This is a genomic window from Chloroflexia bacterium SDU3-3 (assembly GCA_009268125.1).
GTDB lineage: Bacteria > Chloroflexota > Chloroflexia > Chloroflexales > Roseiflexaceae > SDU3-3.
Map to the genome: position 1 here is coordinate 301404 of WBOU01000007.1, position 17669 is coordinate 319072.

At 65.0% G+C, this 17669-nt stretch carries 13 protein-coding genes and 1 riboswitch; of the genes, 6 read left to right on the forward strand and 7 right to left on the reverse strand.

Annotated elements, in window-relative coordinates; genetic code table 11:
* The first annotated feature begins 153 nt into the window (after nt 1-153).
* Both dnaA and F8S13_14170 read left to right on the forward strand, forming a co-directional pair.
* On the forward strand, nt 154-1758 hold the full coding sequence (dnaA, locus tag F8S13_14165) for a chromosomal replication initiator protein DnaA (GenBank protein ID KAB8142694.1): 1605 nt from the start codon (nt 154-156) through the stop codon (nt 1756-1758).
* 315 nt (nt 1759-2073) lie between these two features.
* The gene (locus F8S13_14170; protein ID KAB8142695.1) at nt 2074-2883 is read left to right on the forward strand and encodes a DNA/RNA non-specific endonuclease; all 810 of its coding nucleotides are present in this window, start codon (nt 2074-2076) and stop codon (nt 2881-2883) included.
* Nucleotides 2884-2948: 65 nt separating this feature from the next.
* Here the strand turns inward: F8S13_14170 and F8S13_14175 are convergent, their stop codons facing one another.
* From F8S13_14175 to uvrB, 3 genes are all read right to left on the reverse strand, one after another.
* Nucleotides 2949-3344 carry a nuclease gene (locus F8S13_14175; protein KAB8142696.1) on the reverse strand — a complete coding sequence of 132 codons (396 nt, stop codon included), beginning with the start codon at nt 3342-3344 and terminating at the stop codon, nt 2949-2951.
* Between the two features lie 95 nt (nt 3345-3439).
* Nucleotides 3440-4792 carry an NERD domain-containing protein gene (locus tag F8S13_14180; protein KAB8142697.1) on the reverse strand — a complete coding sequence of 451 codons (1353 nt, stop codon included), beginning with the start codon at nt 4790-4792 and terminating at the stop codon, nt 3440-3442.
* A gap of 302 nt (nt 4793-5094) precedes the next feature.
* Nucleotides 5095-7095 carry an excinuclease ABC subunit UvrB gene (uvrB, locus tag F8S13_14185; protein ID KAB8142698.1) on the reverse strand — a complete coding sequence of 667 codons (2001 nt, stop codon included), beginning with the start codon at nt 7093-7095 and terminating at the stop codon, nt 5095-5097.
* 443 nt (nt 7096-7538) lie between these two features.
* Nucleotides 7539-7674: riboswitch (SAM riboswitch) on the forward strand.
* A gap of 171 nt (nt 7675-7845) precedes the next feature.
* On the opposite strand from uvrB, the gene F8S13_14190 reads away from it, so the two are divergent.
* Both F8S13_14190 and F8S13_14195 read left to right on the forward strand, forming a co-directional pair.
* Nucleotides 7846-9132, forward strand: a complete 1287-nt coding sequence (locus tag F8S13_14190) for a homocysteine synthase (protein KAB8142699.1) — start codon at nt 7846-7848, stop codon at nt 9130-9132.
* Between the two features lie 87 nt (nt 9133-9219).
* Nucleotides 9220-10368 carry a homoserine O-acetyltransferase gene (locus F8S13_14195; protein KAB8142700.1) on the forward strand — a complete coding sequence of 383 codons (1149 nt, stop codon included), beginning with the start codon at nt 9220-9222 and terminating at the stop codon, nt 10366-10368.
* A 527-nt stretch (nt 10369-10895) separates the two neighbouring features.
* Here the strand turns inward: F8S13_14195 and crtI are convergent.
* Entirely contained in the window at nt 10896-12362 is a 1467-nt protein-coding gene (crtI, locus tag F8S13_14200; protein KAB8142701.1) for a phytoene desaturase, read from the reverse strand.
* A gap of 39 nt (nt 12363-12401) precedes the next feature.
* Here crtI and F8S13_14205 point away from each other — a divergent pair, with 39 nt between their 5' ends.
* Entirely contained in the window at nt 12402-13490 is a 1089-nt protein-coding gene (locus F8S13_14205; protein ID KAB8142702.1) for a DUF2029 domain-containing protein, read from the forward strand.
* On the forward strand, nt 13358-14728 hold the full coding sequence (locus F8S13_14210) for a DUF2029 domain-containing protein (protein KAB8142703.1): 1371 nt from the start codon (nt 13358-13360) through the stop codon (nt 14726-14728). The genes F8S13_14205 and F8S13_14210 overlap by 133 nt, the downstream gene beginning before the upstream one ends.
* Here F8S13_14210 and F8S13_14215 read toward each other — a convergent pair.
* From F8S13_14215 to F8S13_14225, 3 genes are all read right to left on the reverse strand, one after another.
* On the reverse strand, nt 14725-15120 hold the full coding sequence (locus F8S13_14215; GenBank protein KAB8142704.1) for a PPOX class F420-dependent oxidoreductase: 396 nt from the start codon (nt 15118-15120) through the stop codon (nt 14725-14727). The two genes, F8S13_14210 and F8S13_14215, sit on opposite strands and share 4 nt — an antisense overlap.
* 77 nt (nt 15121-15197) lie before the next feature.
* Nucleotides 15198-15989, reverse strand: a complete 792-nt coding sequence (locus F8S13_14220; protein ID KAB8142705.1) for a response regulator transcription factor — start codon at nt 15987-15989, stop codon at nt 15198-15200.
* A gap of 13 nt (nt 15990-16002) precedes the next feature.
* Nucleotides 16003-17607: a PAS domain-containing protein gene (locus F8S13_14225; GenBank protein KAB8142706.1), complete on the reverse strand. Its 1605-nt coding sequence runs from the start codon at nt 17605-17607 to the stop codon at nt 16003-16005.
* Nucleotides 17608-17669: the final 62 nt, after the last annotated feature.

Here is a 17669-nt window from a genome sequence, read left to right on the forward strand (position 1 = left end):
CTCCATACGGTATGATCTAGCCCATTGACGCAGAAATAGTTCTTCACCGTCTACCCCTGTATACCTGCTCCTGTCAGCGATTGACGTAACGCAGGCTCCGCCCCAAAGGGCTGAGCAGATCTAGACGTGTGTCTCTTTTTTGGGAGGTTGACAGTGAATCTGGCCAAGATCTGGTCCACGGCCCTTGGCACGATGCAGGTTCAGACATCGCGGCAAGAATTTAACACATGGCTGCGTGTAGCCTCCCTGCTCTCCATCGAAAATGGAACGGCCACCATCGGTGTGCCGAGCACATTCTATAAAGAGGGTTTGGAGAATCGCTACATGGGGCCGCTGCGCGAGCTGCTGAGCGATCTGGTCGGCTTCCCCGTGCAGCTGCGTGTGGTGATCGCCCCGACCCAGATCGCCCGGCCTGACGCGCGGGTGCCTGCGCGTGAGCAAGGGCAGGATCGCGATGCCATGGAATCGCCCGACGAACCCAGCCCCACATGGCAGCCGCCGCAGCAGGCGGGCTACCACGCCGGGGGCGGCAGCTGGTACGGCGGCCCGAATGGCGGCGTAAACCCTGGCGCGATGCCGCCCCAGCCCCCCGCCGAGCGCGGCGGCTATGGCGGCGGCCAGCTCTACGGCAGCGACGGCGGCTACGCCCAGCCGCCCACGGCCTCCAACTCCTACGATCGGCGCACGCCGGTGCAGCAGCTCGACCTGACCACCGCGATGCGCTCGGGGATGCTGAACGCCCGCTATACCTTCGACCGCTTCATCGTGGGGCCGTCGAACCGGCTGGCCTCGGCGGCCTGCATGGCGGTGTCCGAGCACCCGGCGCAGGCCTACAACCCGCTGTTCCTCTACGGCGGCGTGGGCCTGGGCAAGACCCACCTGCTGCATGCCATCGGCAACTATGCGCTGGACCGCGACCCCGAGATCAACGTGCTGTACGTCTCGTCCGAGAAGTTCACCAACGATCTGATCAACGCCATCCGCCGCCAGCAGACTGAGGAGTTCCGCATCCGCTATCGGAACATCGACGTGCTGCTGATCGACGACATCCAGTTCATCGCTGGCAAGGAGTCGACGCAGGAGGAGTTCTTCCACACGTTCAACACCCTGCACTCGGCTGGCAAGCAGATCGTGATCTCGTCCGACCGCCCGCCCAAGGCCATCCTCACGCTGGAGGAGCGGCTGCGCTCGCGCTTCGAGTGGGGCCTGATCGTGGATGTGCAGACCCCCGACCTGGAGACGCGCACGGCCATCCTGCGCACCAAGGCCGAGACGATGTCGACCCACATCCCCGCCGAGGTGATCGACTTTCTGGCCCACCGCATCCAGTCGAACATCCGCGAGCTTGAGGGCTGCCTGAACCGCGTGGTGGCCTACGCGCAGATGACCAACAGCACGATCTCGATCGAGTCGGCCACCTCGGCGCTCACCGAGCTGCTCGACACCTCGCGTCGTAAGCGCATCACATCCGACGCCATTCTCAAAGAGGTTGCCGATTTCTACGGCGTGGATGTGCGGGCGCTCCAGGGCCGTGGTCGCAGCCGCAATATCGTGGTGCCGCGCCAGGTGGTGATGTACCTGCTGCGCGAGGAGACCGAGTCCAGCCTGATGGACATTGGCCGATTCCTCGGCGGGCGCGACCACACCACCGTGATCTATGGCTGCGAGAAGATCTCGACCGAGATCACCACGGATTCGCGGCTGCGCCAGGAGATCATGACCATCCGCGATCGGCTCTACCAGGGCAGCCCAGCCTAGCCGCGGCCCCGCCGCAAGGCCCACACAGACGCTTTACACCAAGCGTCTGTGTGGGCCTTTTTGCGTGCGTTGGAAATGGCTGAAATTCAGAGATGCAAAAAGTTAAAATCTGGTATAATCTCCCACATTGTTATTCCCCAATGGGTGTAAAGAAAATAACAGGGTTCTAGAAGGTTCAGCATGTTGCCAATGCTTAACCTGCATACTATCAGTTGTTGATAGAATCTTTAACGATATTTCAACAATTGCCACTATGCTTGCGGCAGTTCGCTACGCGATCCTGTATACGCGTGGGAAATAGAGCTGAGGAAACCCATGAAGGCGCGGACGACTGCTTTCCTGTTGGTGATCATCGGGCTGCTGTTCGGCACGGGCACCCCCGCCCAGGCTTCCACCACCGCATCCAACCAGATGCTGCTTGGCAACCCTAGCGGCGCGACGACAAGCACGGCGAACTACGCCAACTACCTCATCCAGCGCGGCGAGTACGCGCTCTCGTACAATCGCGACGCGGGCATCCCCAACTGGGTGAGCTGGCACCTAGACAGCACCGACATCGGCAGCGCCGATCGCTGCGACTGCTTCTCGCCCGATACCAGCCTGCCCAGCGGCTGGTACCGCGTGACCACCAGCAACTACACCGGCAGCGGCTACGACCGTGGCCACATGGCCCCCTCGGGCGACCGCACCTCGTCCGATGCCCATAACCAGGCGACCTTTGTGATGACCAATATCATCCCGCAGCACGCCGATAACAACCAAGGCCCGTGGGCCAGCCTAGAGAACTATGCCCGCAGCCTGGCCACGGCGGGCAACGAGCTGTACATCATCAGCGGCGGCACTGGCTCGAAGGGCACCATCGCCAGCGGCAAGGTGAAGATCCCCGCGTACACCTGGAAGGTGATAGTGGTGCTGACCAAGGGCAGCAACGATCTGTCGCGCGTCACCACCTCCACCCGCGTGATCGCGGTGCTGATGCCGAACAGCTCGGGCATTCGCTCGAACACATGGCAGAGCTACCGCACCACCGTGGACAAGATCGAGTCGATGACGGGCTACGATTTCCTCTCGAATGTCTCGACCAGCATCCAGAGCGTGATCGAGGCCAAGACCGACGCGCTGTAGCTTCTGGCGCATACAAAAGCCCCGCTCTGGTGTCATTGCCAGAGCGGGACTTTTGTGTGCCCTTGTTAGGTCTGCACCACCTGGGTCTGCAAGCCCACAAGCGCAGCATCATCGGCCTTGCCGAGGATAAAGATGTCGATTGTGCCGCTCTCGCCCACGCGGTAGACGGTGGCGTCGGGCAGGGTGGCCCGGATGGTCTCCAGCAGGTGCTGGAACTGCCGCAGTGTGCGCCGCTCCTCTGGCCCGTGCCAATCGCGCGGGGTGACGGCGGGCCGAAAGAAGGCGTCGAGCGCCTGGGTGGTCTGCGGCTCGCCAGGGTGGCCAGCGGCCTGGGCTAGGGCGCTGGGGATGTCGGCCCCAGGCGGCAGCGCGAACGGCGCGAATGGCGCGTCGGTCTCGCTGGGGAAGAGCAGCCCAGCGCTGGCCTCGGCTAGCTGGGCGAGGATGGCATCCTTCTGCATAGGTGGCCTTTTCTGCTGTGCTTGCCATCTTCATAGCACAGCGGCCCGCGTGGGGTGTCGCACCCATGCGCGGGCCGCTGCTGGGGCTGTGCGCCCTACTGCCCCTGGTTGACGACCACGGGCCACTGGGCGGTGCCAAACGGCTGGTTCTTCAGCGTGATCAGCAGGGTGGCGCTGTTGGCGCTCAGCGGGCGGTCGATCACCGCCACGCCCTTGGCCTGCATGTTCGGCTCGGCGCGGATCTCGGCGGGCTTGGAGAGCGCGTCGTTGATGGTGTAGACCGTGCCGTCCTCGTCGCTGATCGTGATGTTGTCGGACGTGAGCGGCAGGCTGGCCGACTCGCTGGCCATGTTATTCTGCAGGCTCCATGTGATCGCGATCTTGCCGTCGCAGAACGAGACATCCTCCAGCGTCACCACCACATCCGGCGAGAGCGCCGGGGCCGCGCCCACCACGCCCACGTTCTGCCAGCTGTCGTTGCTGCGGTCGCGCTTGCGCCCGATCCACTCGAATACCGAGCTGGTGCAGCTGTTCTGCCCCGCCGCACCGGTGAACTGGTCGAGCGTGCCGCCGATCGGGCCGGATGTGCCCACCAGCAGCGTGCTGGGCTGGTCGGCGCGGGGCGCAGCTAGGGGCGGGCGGAACACATAGCCGCTGGCTAGGGCCAGGGCCAGCACGGCGAACCCCGCCGCCGCCTTGCCCGTCCATGTGCCCAGCGCGGCGCGCGCCAGCTGGGGCAGGCTGGGCCGCGCTGCGGGCGCGGCTGGGGCATCGGTGGCTGGCGCTGGCTCGGCTGCCTTGGTCGGCATCTCGTCGCCCACCTCCTCCCAGCGCGGGATGACGCCCTCGATCAGGGTGTTCACCTCGCCCCAGCGGGTCAGGTGCAGCAGCTCGGGGATGGCCTGCATCTCCTCGGGGCTCAGGTCGATCTCCGACGAGCGCTCGGTGACAAGGTAGGTCGGCAGTTCGTCCAGGCCCTTCATATCGACCTTCCAGTCGATGTCGACGTGGGAGCCTTCCTGGACGGTGGGCGCGATCACGATCAGGCGCTTGCAGGTGCGGAAGTCGATCGAGGAGGACTTGTTGGGCGAGAGGAACTCGCCGCGCTTCTCATTGAGGAAGTTGATCAGGCTGTAGTAGTACGAGATAACCTGATTGTAGGGGTTTTTGCGCCCTGGGTTGAGCCGCTTGCGCACGCCATTGCTGCTTTCGGCGAACCAGGGGCCGTTCACATCGCCAAAAACCTTGCCATCGCACTGCTTCAGCTCGATGATAAAGATGGCGTCCTGCTTTATGATCACTAGGTCGACGGCGCGGCCGCCGACACTGAAGTTGGCCAGGATAAGGTACAGACCTTCGAGGCGCTCAAGGCCGTTGGCCAGCGCCACAATCGCCCGCCGCTCATTTGGGTGCTCGGGCTTTTCGCCTATCCATACTTGAACTGCCACTGCGGACCTCCCCTCCGCAGCTCAACATCCCTGGGTGAGCTTTGCCAGAACCATTGGTCATAACGTCTTTCTGCCCCCTTCATACTGGAGACAACGGCCGCGTGGCCGATCGCTCGCCAGCGTTCGTGGGTGGCGGCACAACGTGCAGCAGGAAACGGCCCTGCTGCCTGTATTATGCACTACGAGGTGGGGTTGTGCAACAGCCGTTATGAATGAGAAGTTGATGAATGGCGGCAACCCGATGGTATGTCGTGGGGAGATCGCGCCAGGGAGCCATCGCGGCCCCCTGGCGCGGCGGGCCGCTAGGCGGTAGCGTCTTCCAGCGCCAGCGTGCGGCGCAGCTCGATCACCTGGTCGCGCAGGGCGGCGGCCTTCTCGAACTCCAGATCTTTGGCGGCCTGCTTCATCTGCTTCTCCAGATCCTTGATCAGCTTGACCAGCTCGTCCTTGGGGATGGGCAGCTCGTCGGATGGCGTGCCGGTGCTGTAGGTCTCGCGCTGCTCGGCGGCCTTGCGCACGCGCTCGGTCAGGTCGCGCACAGCCTTGGAGATACCCACCGGCGTGATGCCGTGCTCGCGGTTGTACTGCTCCTGGATGGCTCGGCGGCGGTAGGTCTCCTTGATCGCGGCGTCCATCGACTTGGTGACAGTGTCGGCGTACATGATCACGGTGCCCTCCACATGGCGGGCGGCGCGGCCAATGATCTGGATGAGCGAGGAGGCGCTGCGCAGGTAGCCCTCTTTGTCGGCATCCAGGATGGCCACCAGCGACACCTCGGGCAGGTCGAGGCCCTCGCGCAGCAGGTTGATGCCCACCACCACATCGTACACGCCCAGCCGCAGGTCGCGCAGGATCTCCACGCGCTCCATCACCTCGATGTCGGCGTGCAGGTACTGGGTGCGCACGCCCATCTCCTTCAGGTAGTCGGTCAGCTCCTCGGCCAGCCGCTTGGTGAGCGTGGTCACGAGGGCGCGCTGGCCCTTGCCCACGCGGGCCTTGATCTCGCCCAGCAGGTTGTCGATCTGGCCCTTGGAAGAGCGCACATCGATGTTGGGGTCGAGCAGGCCGGTGGGGCGGATGATCTGCTCGGCGATCTGCTGCGAGTGCTCAAGCTCGTATGGCCCCGGTGTGGCCGAGACGTAGATGGCCTGGTGGATGTGCTGCTCGAACTCCTCGAAGCGCAGCGGGCGGTTGTCGAGCGCGGAGGGCAGCCGGAAGCCGTAGTCGACCAGGGTGTCCTTGCGCGAGCGGTCGCCGTTGTACATGCCGCGGATCTGCGGCAGCGAGATGTGCGACTCGTCGACGAACAGGATGAAATCGTCGGGGAAGTAGTCGAGCAGTGTCCATGGCGTCTGCCCGGCCTGGCGGCGGTCCATATGGCGCGAGTAGTTCTCGATGCCCGAGCAGTAGCCCATCTCGGACAGCATCTCCAGATCCTGCAGGGTGCGCTGCTGGATGCGGGCCGACTCGAGCACCTTGCCCTGGGCGTCCAGCACCTTCACGCGCTCGGCCAGCTCGTCCTGGATGTCGGTGATAGCCAGCTTGAGCTTGTCGGCGGTGGTGACAAAGTGCTTGGCCGGGTAGATGTCCACGGCGGTGCGGTTGATCAGCACCTCGCCGGTGAGCGGGTCGAACTCGGTGATCTTCTCGATCTCGTCGCCCCAGAACTCCACGCGCTCGGCCACCTCGGCGTTGGCCGGGAAGATGTCGAGCGTGTCGCCGCGCACGCGGAAGGTGCCGCGGTGGAAGTCCATGTCGTTGCGCTCGAACTGCAGGTCGATCAGCTGGCGCATGAGCTTGTCGCGGTTGCGCACCTCGCCCACGCGGATGGGGATAACCACCTGCCCGTAGTCCTGCGGCGAGCCGAGGCCGTAGATCGCCGAGACCGAGGCGACGATCAGCACGTCGCGCCGCGTCAGCAGGGCCTGGGTGGCGGCGTGGCGCAGGCGGTCGATCTCCTCGTTGATCTGGGCCTCCTTCTCGATGTACAGATCCTTGCTAGGCACATAGGCCTCGGGGGTGTAGACATCGTAGTAGGAGATGAACAGCTCGACGGCAGCGTCGGGCAGCAGCTCGCGGAACTCGGCGTAGAGCTGGCTCACCAGGGTCTTGTTATGCGCCATCACTAGCGCCGGGCGCTCCAGGCGGCTGAAGATCTGCGACATCACGAAGGTCTTGCCGGTGCCAGTTGCGCCCAGCAGCGTCTGATGCTTGTAGCCCTTGCCCACGCCCTCGGCCAGCTGCTCGATGGCGCGCGGCTGGTCGCCAGAGGGCTGGTAGGGTGACTCAATGCGAAACGACATGCGCTCTTCCCTCGATTGGATGCGGTTTTGCGGCAGACCTATATTATACAGCAGCACAAGTGTTTTGGGCTGGGTCTTTTGGGGGAGAAGAGCCGATTCACCACCAAGACACCAAGGGGTCAAAGAGACCGTTTTCACCACGAAGACGCGAAGGCACGAAGGGAACAAGGAAAACCGATTTACCACCAAGACACCAAGGCACCAAGGGGGATGGATGGGGGAAATTGCGGCCTGCTTTGCTCATCTAGCGAAGGTGTGCGCGTGAGCCGCTGGCCATGATCCTCACCGTAGCGACGAGGCTGGCATGGGCGAGGATGACTGATTTCTCCCTTTGTGATGCCTTCTATTGCCTCTAGCGCGATAGTTTGTGTGTAGGACAATGGGTACTTGACAAGCCGGGATAGTTCCATTATCATCTCACTCAACAATTTCATACGCGCAAACTCTTATCCAGAGAGGCGGAGGGACCGGCCCTACGAAGCCTCGGCAACCTCCCCTATGTGAACCACAGCAGCAGTGCGGTGCGGAACGTAGCGGGAACGGTGCCAAATCCGGCAGCGCAAGACTGGAAGATGGGAGGCGTACGTGAGACGTAGGCCCCTTCTGCTATCGGCAGCAAGGGGTTTTGTGTCCAACAGTACCGTAGGCTCTCATCATCACGATGAGGGCTTTTTTGATGCCTTCCAGCGCGGCACGTTGCTACCGAGCAGCTCGCTCGGTATGAAGAAGAGGAAAGTTGAGGCGACTTCCATGGCAGAAGACGTGACGTTCACTGGCTTTGAGACGCTGGCCCTGCACGCGGGCCAGGTGGCCGACCCTACCACTGGCGCGCGGGCGGTGCCGATCTACCAGACCACCTCGTACCAGTTCCAAGATACCGAGCACGCCGCGCGGCTGTTTGGCCTGCAGGAGTTCGGCAACATCTACACCCGCATCATGAACCCGACCAACGACGTGCTTGAGCAACGCATCGCCGCGCTTGAGGGCGGCGTGGGCGCGCTGAGCGTCGGCTCGGGGCAGGCGGCATCCACCTTCGCCATCCTGAATATCGCCGAGGCGGGCGACAATGTCATCTCGTCCTCGGATCTCTACGGCGGCACCTACAACCTGTTCCGCCATACCCTGCCCAAGCTGGGCATCAACACGCGCTTTGTCGACGCGCGCGACTTCGAGGGCTTCCGCAGCGCGATCGACGACAAGACCAAGGCGATCTATCTGGAGCTAGTGGGCAACCCCAAGCTGGATATTGTAGATCTGGAGCAGATCGCAGCGATCGCGCACGAGAAGGGCGTGCCGGTGATCGTCGACTCGACCACGGCCACGCCGTACCTGTGCCGCCCGTTCGAGTGGGGCGCGGACATCGTGGTGCACTCGGCCACCAAGTACCTGGGCGGGCACGGCACCTCGATCGGCGGCCTGATCGTGGACAGCGGCAAGTTCGACTGGTCGAATGGCCGCTTCCCCGGCCTGGACACGCCCGACCCCTCGTACCACGGGCTGGTCTACACCCAGGCGTTTGGCAACCTGGCCTACATCCTGAAGGCCCGCGTGCAGCTGCTGCGCGACATCGGCGCGGCGCTCAGCCCGTTCAACGCCTTCCTGCTGCTGCAGGGCATCGAGACGCTGCCGCTGCGCATCGAGCGCCATAGCCAGAACGCCCTGGCGGTGGCCAGCTACCTCAAGGAGCACAGCAAGGTGGCCTGGGTGAACTACCCCGGCCTGCCCGAGCACCCCAGCTACGAGCTGGCGCAGAAGTACTTCCCCAAGGGCCAGTCGGGCATCCTCGGCTTCGGCATCAAGGGCGGGCGCGAGGCGGGCAAGAAGTTCATCGAGAACCTCAAGCTGTTCTCGCACCTGGCGAACATCGGCGACGCCAAGAGCCTAGCCATCCACCCGGCCACCACCACCCACAGCCAGCTGACCCCCGAGGAGCAGGGCCTGACCGGCGTGACCGACGACTACGTGCGCCTGTCGATCGGCCTGGAGACCATCGGCGACATCCTGGCCGATCTGGATCAGGCGCTGGCGGCGGTGTAGGGCGGCGACGCTGGGCGAAGGAACCAAACGATTAGCCGGGCGAGCGAGCCGCGCATGGGCGATGGCTCGCTTTCCCACGTGATGCATATGACCGCAACTGCAGCCGCCCAGCGCCACGAGGGCGTCGGGCTTGTCGAGCGAAAATACGCCACCTGGACCGAGCCGCTGGCCCTAGAGTGCGGGGCCGAGCTTAGCCCGCTGACGCTGGCCTACGAGACCTACGGCACGCTCAGCCCGCAGCGCGACAACGCCATCCTGCTGCTGCACGCGCTCTCGGGCGATGCGCACGCGGCGGGGCGGCACAGCGCCGCCGACCGCAAGCCGGGCTGGTGGGACAGCATGGTGGGGCCGGGGCGCCCATTCGATACCGACAAGTACTATGTGATCTGCTCGAATGTGCTGGGCGGCTGCCAGGGCAGCACCGGGCCATCCAGCATCAACCCGGCCACAGGGCGGCCCTACGGCGCGGCCTTCCCGGTCATTACCATCGGCGACATGGTGCGCGCGCAGGAGCGCCTGGTGGATCTGCTGGGCGTTGAGCGGCTGCTGGCGGTGGCCGGTGGCTCCATGGGCGGCTTCCAGGCGCTGGAGTGGGCCACGGCGCTGCCGCACCGCGTGCGCAGCGTGATCGCGATCGCCACCACCGCGCGCTCGTCGCCGCAGGCCATCGCCTGGAACAGCATCGGGCGGCGGGCGATCATGAGCGACCTGCGCTGGCGGAATGGCAGCTACTATGGGCACGAGGGGCCGGTGGATGGTCTGGCGGTGGCGCGCATGCTGGGGCATGTGACCTACCTCTCCGACCAGGCGTTCGAGGCGAAGTTTGGGCGCGAGTATCAGGATGGCTTTGGGCCGCGCTTCTCGCTCGAGTCGGAGTTTGCGGTGGAGAGCTACCTGGAGTACCAGGGGGCGATGTTCAACACGCGGTTCGATGCGAACTCGTATCTCTACATAACGAAGGCGATCGACTACTGGGATCTGCCCGAGCGGCACGGCTCGCTGGAACACGCGCTGCGGCTGGGGGATGCGCCGCTGCTGCTGATCTCGTTCACGAGCGACTGGCTCTACCCGCCGAGCGACTCGCACGCGATCGCGCACGCCGCCCGCGCTGCTGGTAGGGCGGTCGAGCACCACGTGATTGAGTCGCGCGCGGGGCATGATTCGTTTCTGATCGATGAGGAAGAGCAGCGCCCGCTGATCACGCGGTTTCTGGCGCGGGCGGCGGCAAAAGAATAGCGCGTGCCCTGGCGCAGGTACCACTCTGCGCCCCAGGCACGCGCCCCGGATAAGAGCCCCCAGCGTTGTTCGTCTTGTCCACGCATCCGCAGCAAGGCTACATCTAGGCTTCCTGCGTGGAGGCCCGGCTTCCAGCGCTGATGTTGCCGCCGTGCCAGCTTTTCCACCCAGGCATCGCTCGCAGAAGCACCGAGGCGCAATATGATGCATGCCGTGACGGTGGGAGCTTTGCCTAGCATGCTCATGTTCAGACAGCACAGCATCCAGCTGGTCCCGCACCAGCCCGGCGCTTGCGTATCGGTCTCCTCGCGGCGGGGCCGCCCCGCGACGTTTCACCCGATTTATGGTCGGCTTCTTCTCCTCTAAGATACGCCGCCACTCACCTACTTGTGAGCTATTGCCTTGTTGTGTATGTGCTTCCCAAGATCGGTTGCTTGGGGGCTATGCGCTGATAATAGCACTGCAGCTTGGCGGTATCAACCTCTCTATCGATATTTAACGATTGAAGAGCGATTCTGCGGCGCTGGTTAGAGATCGCGCAGCACGCGGCTGGCCACCGCACGCCCTGAGAGCAGCACCAGCGGGATGCCGCCGCCTGGGTGGGTGCCGCCGCCCACGAAGTAGAGGCCGCCCAGGCCCCTGGCGCGCAGCGGCGGGCGCAGGAACGCGCTAAACGGCGAGTTGGATGCCAGGCCGTAGATGCTGCCGCCCGGCGCATTGTAGCGCGCGGCGAAGTCGTCGGGGGTGAGGATCTGCTCGTAGGCGATGTGCGCACCCAGATCATCCAGCCCCATGCGCTCCAGCTTGGCGATGATGGTATCGCGGTAGCCCTGGGCCTCGCGCAGCCAGCGGGTGCGGCCCGAGGATGGGGCATTGACCAGCACGAACATGTTGGTGTGGCCAGCGGGCGCGTGGGATGGGTCGGCCAGGGCGGTGGCGCAGATGTAGATGGTGGGGTCGGGCGCGGGGACGCGGTGGCGGAACAGCGCCTGGAACTCGGCGGGGTAGTCGGCGGAGAAGAAGATGTTGTGGTGGCGCAGCTGGGGGTAGCGGCGGTCGACGCCCAGCAGCAGCACGAAGCCGCTGGTGGCCAGTTCGTGGCGGGCCAGCCGGGCCGCTGTGCCCGCGCCACCGGGGATGAGCCGCTCGTAGGCGTAGCGCGGGTCGGCGTTCACCACCACCGCGCGCGCGGGGATGCGCTGGCCCATGGCCCGCACGCCCACGGCGCGTCCACCGCGCAGCAGCACCTCATCCACTGGCGCACTGGTGTGGATCTCCACCCCCAGCTCGCGGGCCAGCGCGGCGATGGCCTGCACCAGGGCGTACATGCCGCCGCGCACATACCAGCCGCCCTCGGCTAGCTCGATGTAGGCGATCAGGTTGAAGGTGGCCGGGGCCAGGTAGGGCGAGGATCCGTTGTAGGTGGCGTAGCGGTTGAAGACCTGGCGCAGGTGGGGGCTGGCGAAGAACGAGCGCACCGCCTGATCGACGGTGCGCATGGGGTCGATCTTCCACGTATCGCGCAGCAGCTCGGGGCGCACGAGGTCGCGCAGGCCGTCGAAGGGGTTGAGCAGGAATGGCTCGGCCACGGCGCTATAGATCCGCTCGCCGTAGCGCATGAAGCGCAGCAGCGCCGCGACGTCGCGCGGCTCTAGTCGGCGGATCTCGTCTAGCAGCAGCGGCAGCGACTGGTGCGCGTCAAACTGCGTGCCGTCGGGCCAGCGGTAGCGGCAGGTGATCTCCAGCGGCTCAAGGGTGATATAATCGTCCAGCCGCCTGCCCGCCGCCGCGAAGAGCTGGCGCGCAACCCATGGCATGGTCATCAGCGAGGGGCCGATATCGAAGGTGTAGCCCTCGGCCTGCACCGCGCTGGCCTTGCCGCCGAGCGTGGCATTTTTCTCGAACAGGCGCACATGCCGCCCCGCCAGGGCTAGGTGGATGGCCGCCGCGAGGCCGCCCAGCCCCCCGCCCACAATAATCGTTGGCTCGCTCATCGTGTTCTTTCTTTTTTCAAGCACAGGCTGGTACGAACTATGCACCTTCTTCGACAGCGCGACTTCCAGCTGCGATTGCTGATTGGCATTTTGGTGCTCGCTGGGGCGCTCTACTGCACAAGCTTTTTTCCCTACACGGATGCCATGCAGGACTACGCTGCCGCGTGGGGGCATTGGCACGGCTACTCCTCTAACGATAGCACACCCAAGCTGATGGCACTGTGTTGCTCTGACTTCTATCCCCCCGACCGTATCCCGCAGACCGCCCATCCTCCGCTGGCGACAGTGCTTTTTCTGCCGCTCGCATTGCTTTCGTGGAAGCAGGCCCAGCTGGTATGGCTGCTGCTGAGTTGGCTGATCATGATCTGGGGCTGGCAGGCACTGAAGATACCTCCGCTGTCATGCCTGCTGACCGCGACCTTCTGGCTGGTGGTACTCATCCTTGGCGGGCTTGAGGCGGCGATGTTCGGCCTGGTCGCCTTGTCTCTGCTGTGGAAGGATCGCTCTGAGCTTGGATCAGGGGTGGCAATTGGGCTGGCGGCGGCGCTCAAGCTCTACCCTGTGCTGTTCATCTTTGGGATGTGGGTAGCGGGGCGGCGCAGGGCGGCGGTGGCCGCTGCCGCAGCTGGGGCGCTGGCCACCATGCTCTCCGAGCTGGTGTTGGGTTTGGGCACCACCGCAGGCTGGCTGGCCTACACCCCGCAGAACACGCTGGTGCAGGTGCGCGACATCCGTAACCTCTCGGTGGTGCGCATCCTGTGGACTGTGCTGCCGAGCCTCTCGCCGATGCTTACCTCGCTGGCGGTGATCACGATCTTTATTGCGCTGACGTATGGGGCGATCCGGCGCAGCGAGGGGGTGAGGCCGCTGATCCCCACGATGCTGGCGGGCGCGTCGATCTGCTGGGAGCAGTATCTAGTGCTGCTGGCGCTGAATCCGATAGGGAAAATCGAGCAGATCTGCCTGGCTATCTCGAGCATCATTATCTCACTTGTATGGCTACAGGTCATTCCCAGCGACAATCTTGCCCCAATCGGCTACGGGCCGCTCTTCCTTGTGCTGCTGCTCTCGTGGTATCGTCAGCGCCAGGCCAGCATGGCGGGCGCTGTTGTTGCATCAAAGCTATGATTACTACGCTCTTGCGCCAACCCAGGCGGCTGAATCTGCTGTGCTGCCTGCTTGCTGCGCTGTGGCTCGCCCTGCTCGCGTCGGTCCTGACGTATGATGTCGATGACTTTAAGCAACTGCGCCGAGGCGCGGTTGACCTGATTGAGCAAGGCAACCCCTACGCCAACCGTGAGCTGCTGGTGGAGACCTCGAAGCCTGGGCAGTCGGATGATGGCAATGAGCAGGGCTTCAAGTATACGCCGGTCTTTGCCTACCTGTTCCGCCCGTTTGGCATGGTGAGCCACGCGCTGGGCCAGCGGATCTGGTTTGGGGTGAACCTGCTGGCGCTGGCCGGGCTGATCGCGGCGTGCCTGCAGCTGGCCCCCGCGCAGCTGGCGCGGCGCTACTGGGGCGTGCTGGCGCTGCTGGTGGCGCTGGCCCCGCCCACGCGGCTGAGCCTGCAGCTTGGGCAGACCAGCATCGTGATGGCGCTGCTGCTGGTGGCGGCCTATCTGTTCTGGAATACGCGCTCAGCCTTGAGCGGGATCTTTCTCGCATTGGCTACCATCGTGAAGCTCTACCCCGGGCTGATGGGCGTGTACGCGCTGGTGCGCGGGCCGCGCCGCGTGGCCTGGTGGGCTGTGGCGGCGGGACTGCTGCTGCTGGCGATCTTCCTGCCATTCTACGGCATCGATCACTACCGGATCTTTGCGTCCACGGTGATTACCAGCAGTAATCACCCCTATGGTGCCGAGTTCAACCTCTCGTTTCATGGCTTCTGGACGCGCCTGCTGGTGGCGAACCCCTACTCGCGGCCGCTTTTCGACGCACCTCTGCTGGCTCGCGCGCTGACGATCGTGTGCTCGGGCGGGCTGCTGGCGCTGTGCGCCGATGCCGTGCGCCGCGTGGATGACGAGCGTAAGCGGCTGCCGGAGTACTGCTTGTGGCTGTGTGCCATGCTGCTGCTCTCACCGATCAACGGGTCGTATAACTCGGTGCTGCTGCTGCTGCCGGGGTTGGTGCTGCTGCGCTATGTGGAGCAGACGCGCGACCGCAGCATCCGAGCGTGGCTGGTACTGGGCAGCGCGCTGGCGGTATGGCCTGCGGGTTGGACTGATGGCATGCCACTGCTGTATAACGGGCTGCATATCGGCCTAGGCGTACTGCTGCTCACACCTGGGATCTATGGTATTGTGATCTACTGCGGTGTGCTCTACGCTGTGATCCGCAGGCCGTGGCCAGCTGCCCCCGCCGCCTAGGCATCGGCTGGCTCGAAGGCCAGGTAGACCCGGCTCTCGGTGCTGCCGCGCAGCTTGGCGAATACGTCGAAGAGGCGCTTCTGCCAGCCGTATTTTTTGTCCAGCGCCTGGCTGGCCTGCGCGGCCTCGGCGGCACCCAGGATGCGGCCCTGGGCGGGCACCGGCTGGCCCAGCGGCTCGCCTCGGCGGGTGGCCGGGGCCAGCTGCGCCATGGGGTTGGCCCGCAGCCGCTTGACCTTGCCCGAGCCATCCTGGGTGACGACATAGAGCGTGGCGCCGACCTGGGCGAACCAGACCGGCGTGACCACCGCCGCGCCGCTTTTGCGGTAGGTGGTGAGGTTTACAAACTCGTGGCCCTGAAGGGTGGGGAAAGCCTCGGCCCTGGCTGTCATGGTCGTATCCTCCGACAAACGCAGAAAGCGGCGGCTGGCACACTGCGCAGCCGCCGCTTTCTGTACGCTGTGGGGCGCTATTCGGTTTGCAGCATGTAGCCCATGCTGCGGATGCTCACCAGCATCACGCCGGTGGCCCCGGTGGACTCCAGCTTGTGGCGCAGCCGGGCGATGTGGGGGCGCAGCAGGGCGCGGGCCTCGTCCTCGGGCTGGGCGCGGCCATAGACCGCCTCGGAGAGCACCGAGTAGCTGAGGGCGGTGTCGGGCTGCTGCGAGAGCGCGGTGAGCAGCGAGAACTCGGTGCGGGTGAGCGAGAGGCTATGCCCGCCCAGCGTCACGCCGTGGCGGCGCAGGTCGAGCACCAGCGGCCCCACCTCGATCCGATCCGAGCTGCCGCCAGCGGGCTGCAGATCCAGGCCGCCGCCGCTCTCGATGATCCCGAGCGCGCGGGCGCTCTCGCTGATGCGCTGCAGCAGGTCGGTGCGCTGGATGGATGCGCGGCGGCGGGTCAGGCCGCGCTCAACCCGCTCGCGGATGTCGTGTACCTGGGCGGGCTTGAGCAGGTAGTCGTAGGCACCGTGGCGTAGCGCGGCGATGGCGCTGTTGATCGAGCCGTGGGCGGTGAGCAGGATGACCTCGGTGGCGGGCCAGCGCTGCTTGATCTCTTGCAGCAGCTCGATGCCATCGATGTCGCCGAGCCGCAGGTCGAGCAGCACCATGTCGAACTCCACATCGATAATGTGCTCGCGCGCCTCGGCCCCCGACCCGACCGACTGCACACGGTACCCGCTGGAACGCAACGCGGCCTCTAGCATCATTCGCACTGAGGGTTCATCATCGACTATCAGAATACGAACCGGCTGAGTCATAGACGTACGCTCCTTATGCTTCTACAGGCAGAGTGATCGTGAAGGTGGTTCCCTCTCCCACAGTGCTGGTGACTGAGATCCGCCCCATATGACGCTCGATAATTGCCTTGCTGGTGTAGAGGCCAAGTCCCATCCCGCGCTCTTTGGTGGTGTTGAGCCCATCGAACAGGTGCGGGAGCTGATCGGCGGCGATGCCCACGCCGGTGTCGGCCACGACGATATCGATCACGCTGCCAAGGTTGGCCTCGTCGCGCGTGCGCGTGCTGACCCGCAGCTCGCCGCCGCCCTTCATGGCGTCGATGGCGTTGAGCACCAGGTTGAGCAGCACCTGCTTGATCTGGTCGGCTACGCAGGCGACCTGGGGCAGCGACGGGTCGAGGCTGCGCGCTGCCCGCACGTGGTAGCGCTCCATCTGCTTGCCGGTGAGGAGGAGTACGTTTTCGATCAGTTCGTTGATGTCGACCGGGGCAACCACATCGGCGCGCGGGCGGTAGAGGTCGCGCAGGCGGGCGATCACCTGCACGATCCGCTCGATCTCATCCTCGGCGAGCTGCAGGAACTGGAGGTTGGGCAGGCTTTCGTCGCACTGCTCGAGGAAGAGCGAGAGGAAGCCCTGGATGGCCTGCAGCGGGTTGCCGACCTCGTGGGCGATGCTGGCGGCCAGCTGGCCGATGGCGGCTAGGCGCTCGGCGCGCACCAGCTGGGTCTGCAGCGACACGCGCTCGGTGATGTCCTCCCAGACCTCGACCGCCTGCACGGGGCGCTCGTCGGCGTCGAAGAGCGGGAATCCGCTGACCTCAAGCAGGGTCTGCCCGCCGTCGGCGCGCTGCACCATGCGCCGCGTGTGGGCGGCCTGGCCGCTGAATAGTGTCTTGCTGGCGGGCGAGTCGGGCCAGGCCCCGATGGCGGCGCTGTAGTGCATGCCCACCAGCGCGGCGGGGTCTAGCCCCACCCGATCCGAGATCGCGCGGTTGGCGGCCAGCACGGTGCCGTCGGCATCCAGCAGCACCAGGCCCATGGGGATGCTGTCGATCACGCCCCGTATCAGGTTGCGGCTCACCTGGATCTCGCGCACCCTGGCGCGCTCGGCGATCTCCTCGGCCTGCAGCTGGGCGGCGGCCAGCCGCCGCGCGGCATCCAGCGCCTCGGCGGCCAGCTGGGCGGCGGCCAGCACCTGCTGCGGATCGAATGGGGACTCGGCGGCGAACACGAGGATGGCCGAGCCGAGGTGGCGGCTGCCGTTCATCAGTGGGATGGCCAGGGCGGGCAGGCCATCGACCTGCACCTGCACCGGCTCGGCGCTCGCCCGCGTGCGGCGCAGCAGCGGCGAGATGTCCTTCGAGCGGGCTGGCGGCAGATCGCTCGCGCCGACGGCCAGCAGCAGGCGCGGGCTGCGCCCGGCATTGCCCACCAGCGATATATAGCATGCCTGCCCCCCAACTGCGCGCACAAGCCGCGAGGCTATTTGCTCGGCGCTTGTGTAAAGCGATGTTGTTTCTGGGAGCGGGATGGCGGATTGAGGCGATGTACGCTGTCTCACGGTGATACCTAATAATGCACATCCACTACAGCAGCGTGGTATGATGCCGGTGTTTTTATTGTTGCATTTTGTATACATCTTGTCAAGAGATTGTGCCCGATGTTTGGTCGTACCTATGCAGAAACTATGATCGCGTCTCG

Excerpts from the sequence above, each read along its gene's own strand:
- F8S13_14195 (KAB8142700.1), top strand. The coding sequence starts at position 9,220 with ATGACCGCAACTGCAGCCGCCCAGCGCCACGAGGGCGTCGGGCTTGTC.
- F8S13_14190 (KAB8142699.1), top strand. The coding sequence starts at position 7,846 with ATGGCAGAAGACGTGACGTTCACTGGCTTTGAGACGCTGGCCCTGCAC.
- F8S13_14225 (KAB8142706.1), bottom strand. The coding sequence starts at position 17,607 with ATGTATACAAAATGCAACAATAAAAACACCGGCATCATACCACGCTGC.
- F8S13_14215 (KAB8142704.1), bottom strand. The coding sequence starts at position 15,120 with ATGACAGCCAGGGCCGAGGCTTTCCCCACCCTTCAGGGCCACGAGTTT.
- crtI (KAB8142701.1), bottom strand. The coding sequence starts at position 12,362 with ATGAGCGAGCCAACGATTATTGTGGGCGGGGGGCTGGGCGGCCTCGCG.
- F8S13_14205 (KAB8142702.1), top strand. The coding sequence starts at position 12,402 with ATGCACCTTCTTCGACAGCGCGACTTCCAGCTGCGATTGCTGATTGGC.
- F8S13_14175 (KAB8142696.1), bottom strand. The coding sequence starts at position 3,344 with ATGCAGAAGGATGCCATCCTCGCCCAGCTAGCCGAGGCCAGCGCTGGG.
- F8S13_14170 (KAB8142695.1), top strand. The coding sequence starts at position 2,074 with ATGAAGGCGCGGACGACTGCTTTCCTGTTGGTGATCATCGGGCTGCTG.
- F8S13_14220 (KAB8142705.1), bottom strand. The coding sequence starts at position 15,989 with ATGACTCAGCCGGTTCGTATTCTGATAGTCGATGATGAACCCTCAGTG.
- F8S13_14210 (KAB8142703.1), top strand. The coding sequence starts at position 13,358 with ATGGCTACAGGTCATTCCCAGCGACAATCTTGCCCCAATCGGCTACGG.
- uvrB (KAB8142698.1), bottom strand. The coding sequence starts at position 7,095 with ATGTCGTTTCGCATTGAGTCACCCTACCAGCCCTCTGGCGACCAGCCG.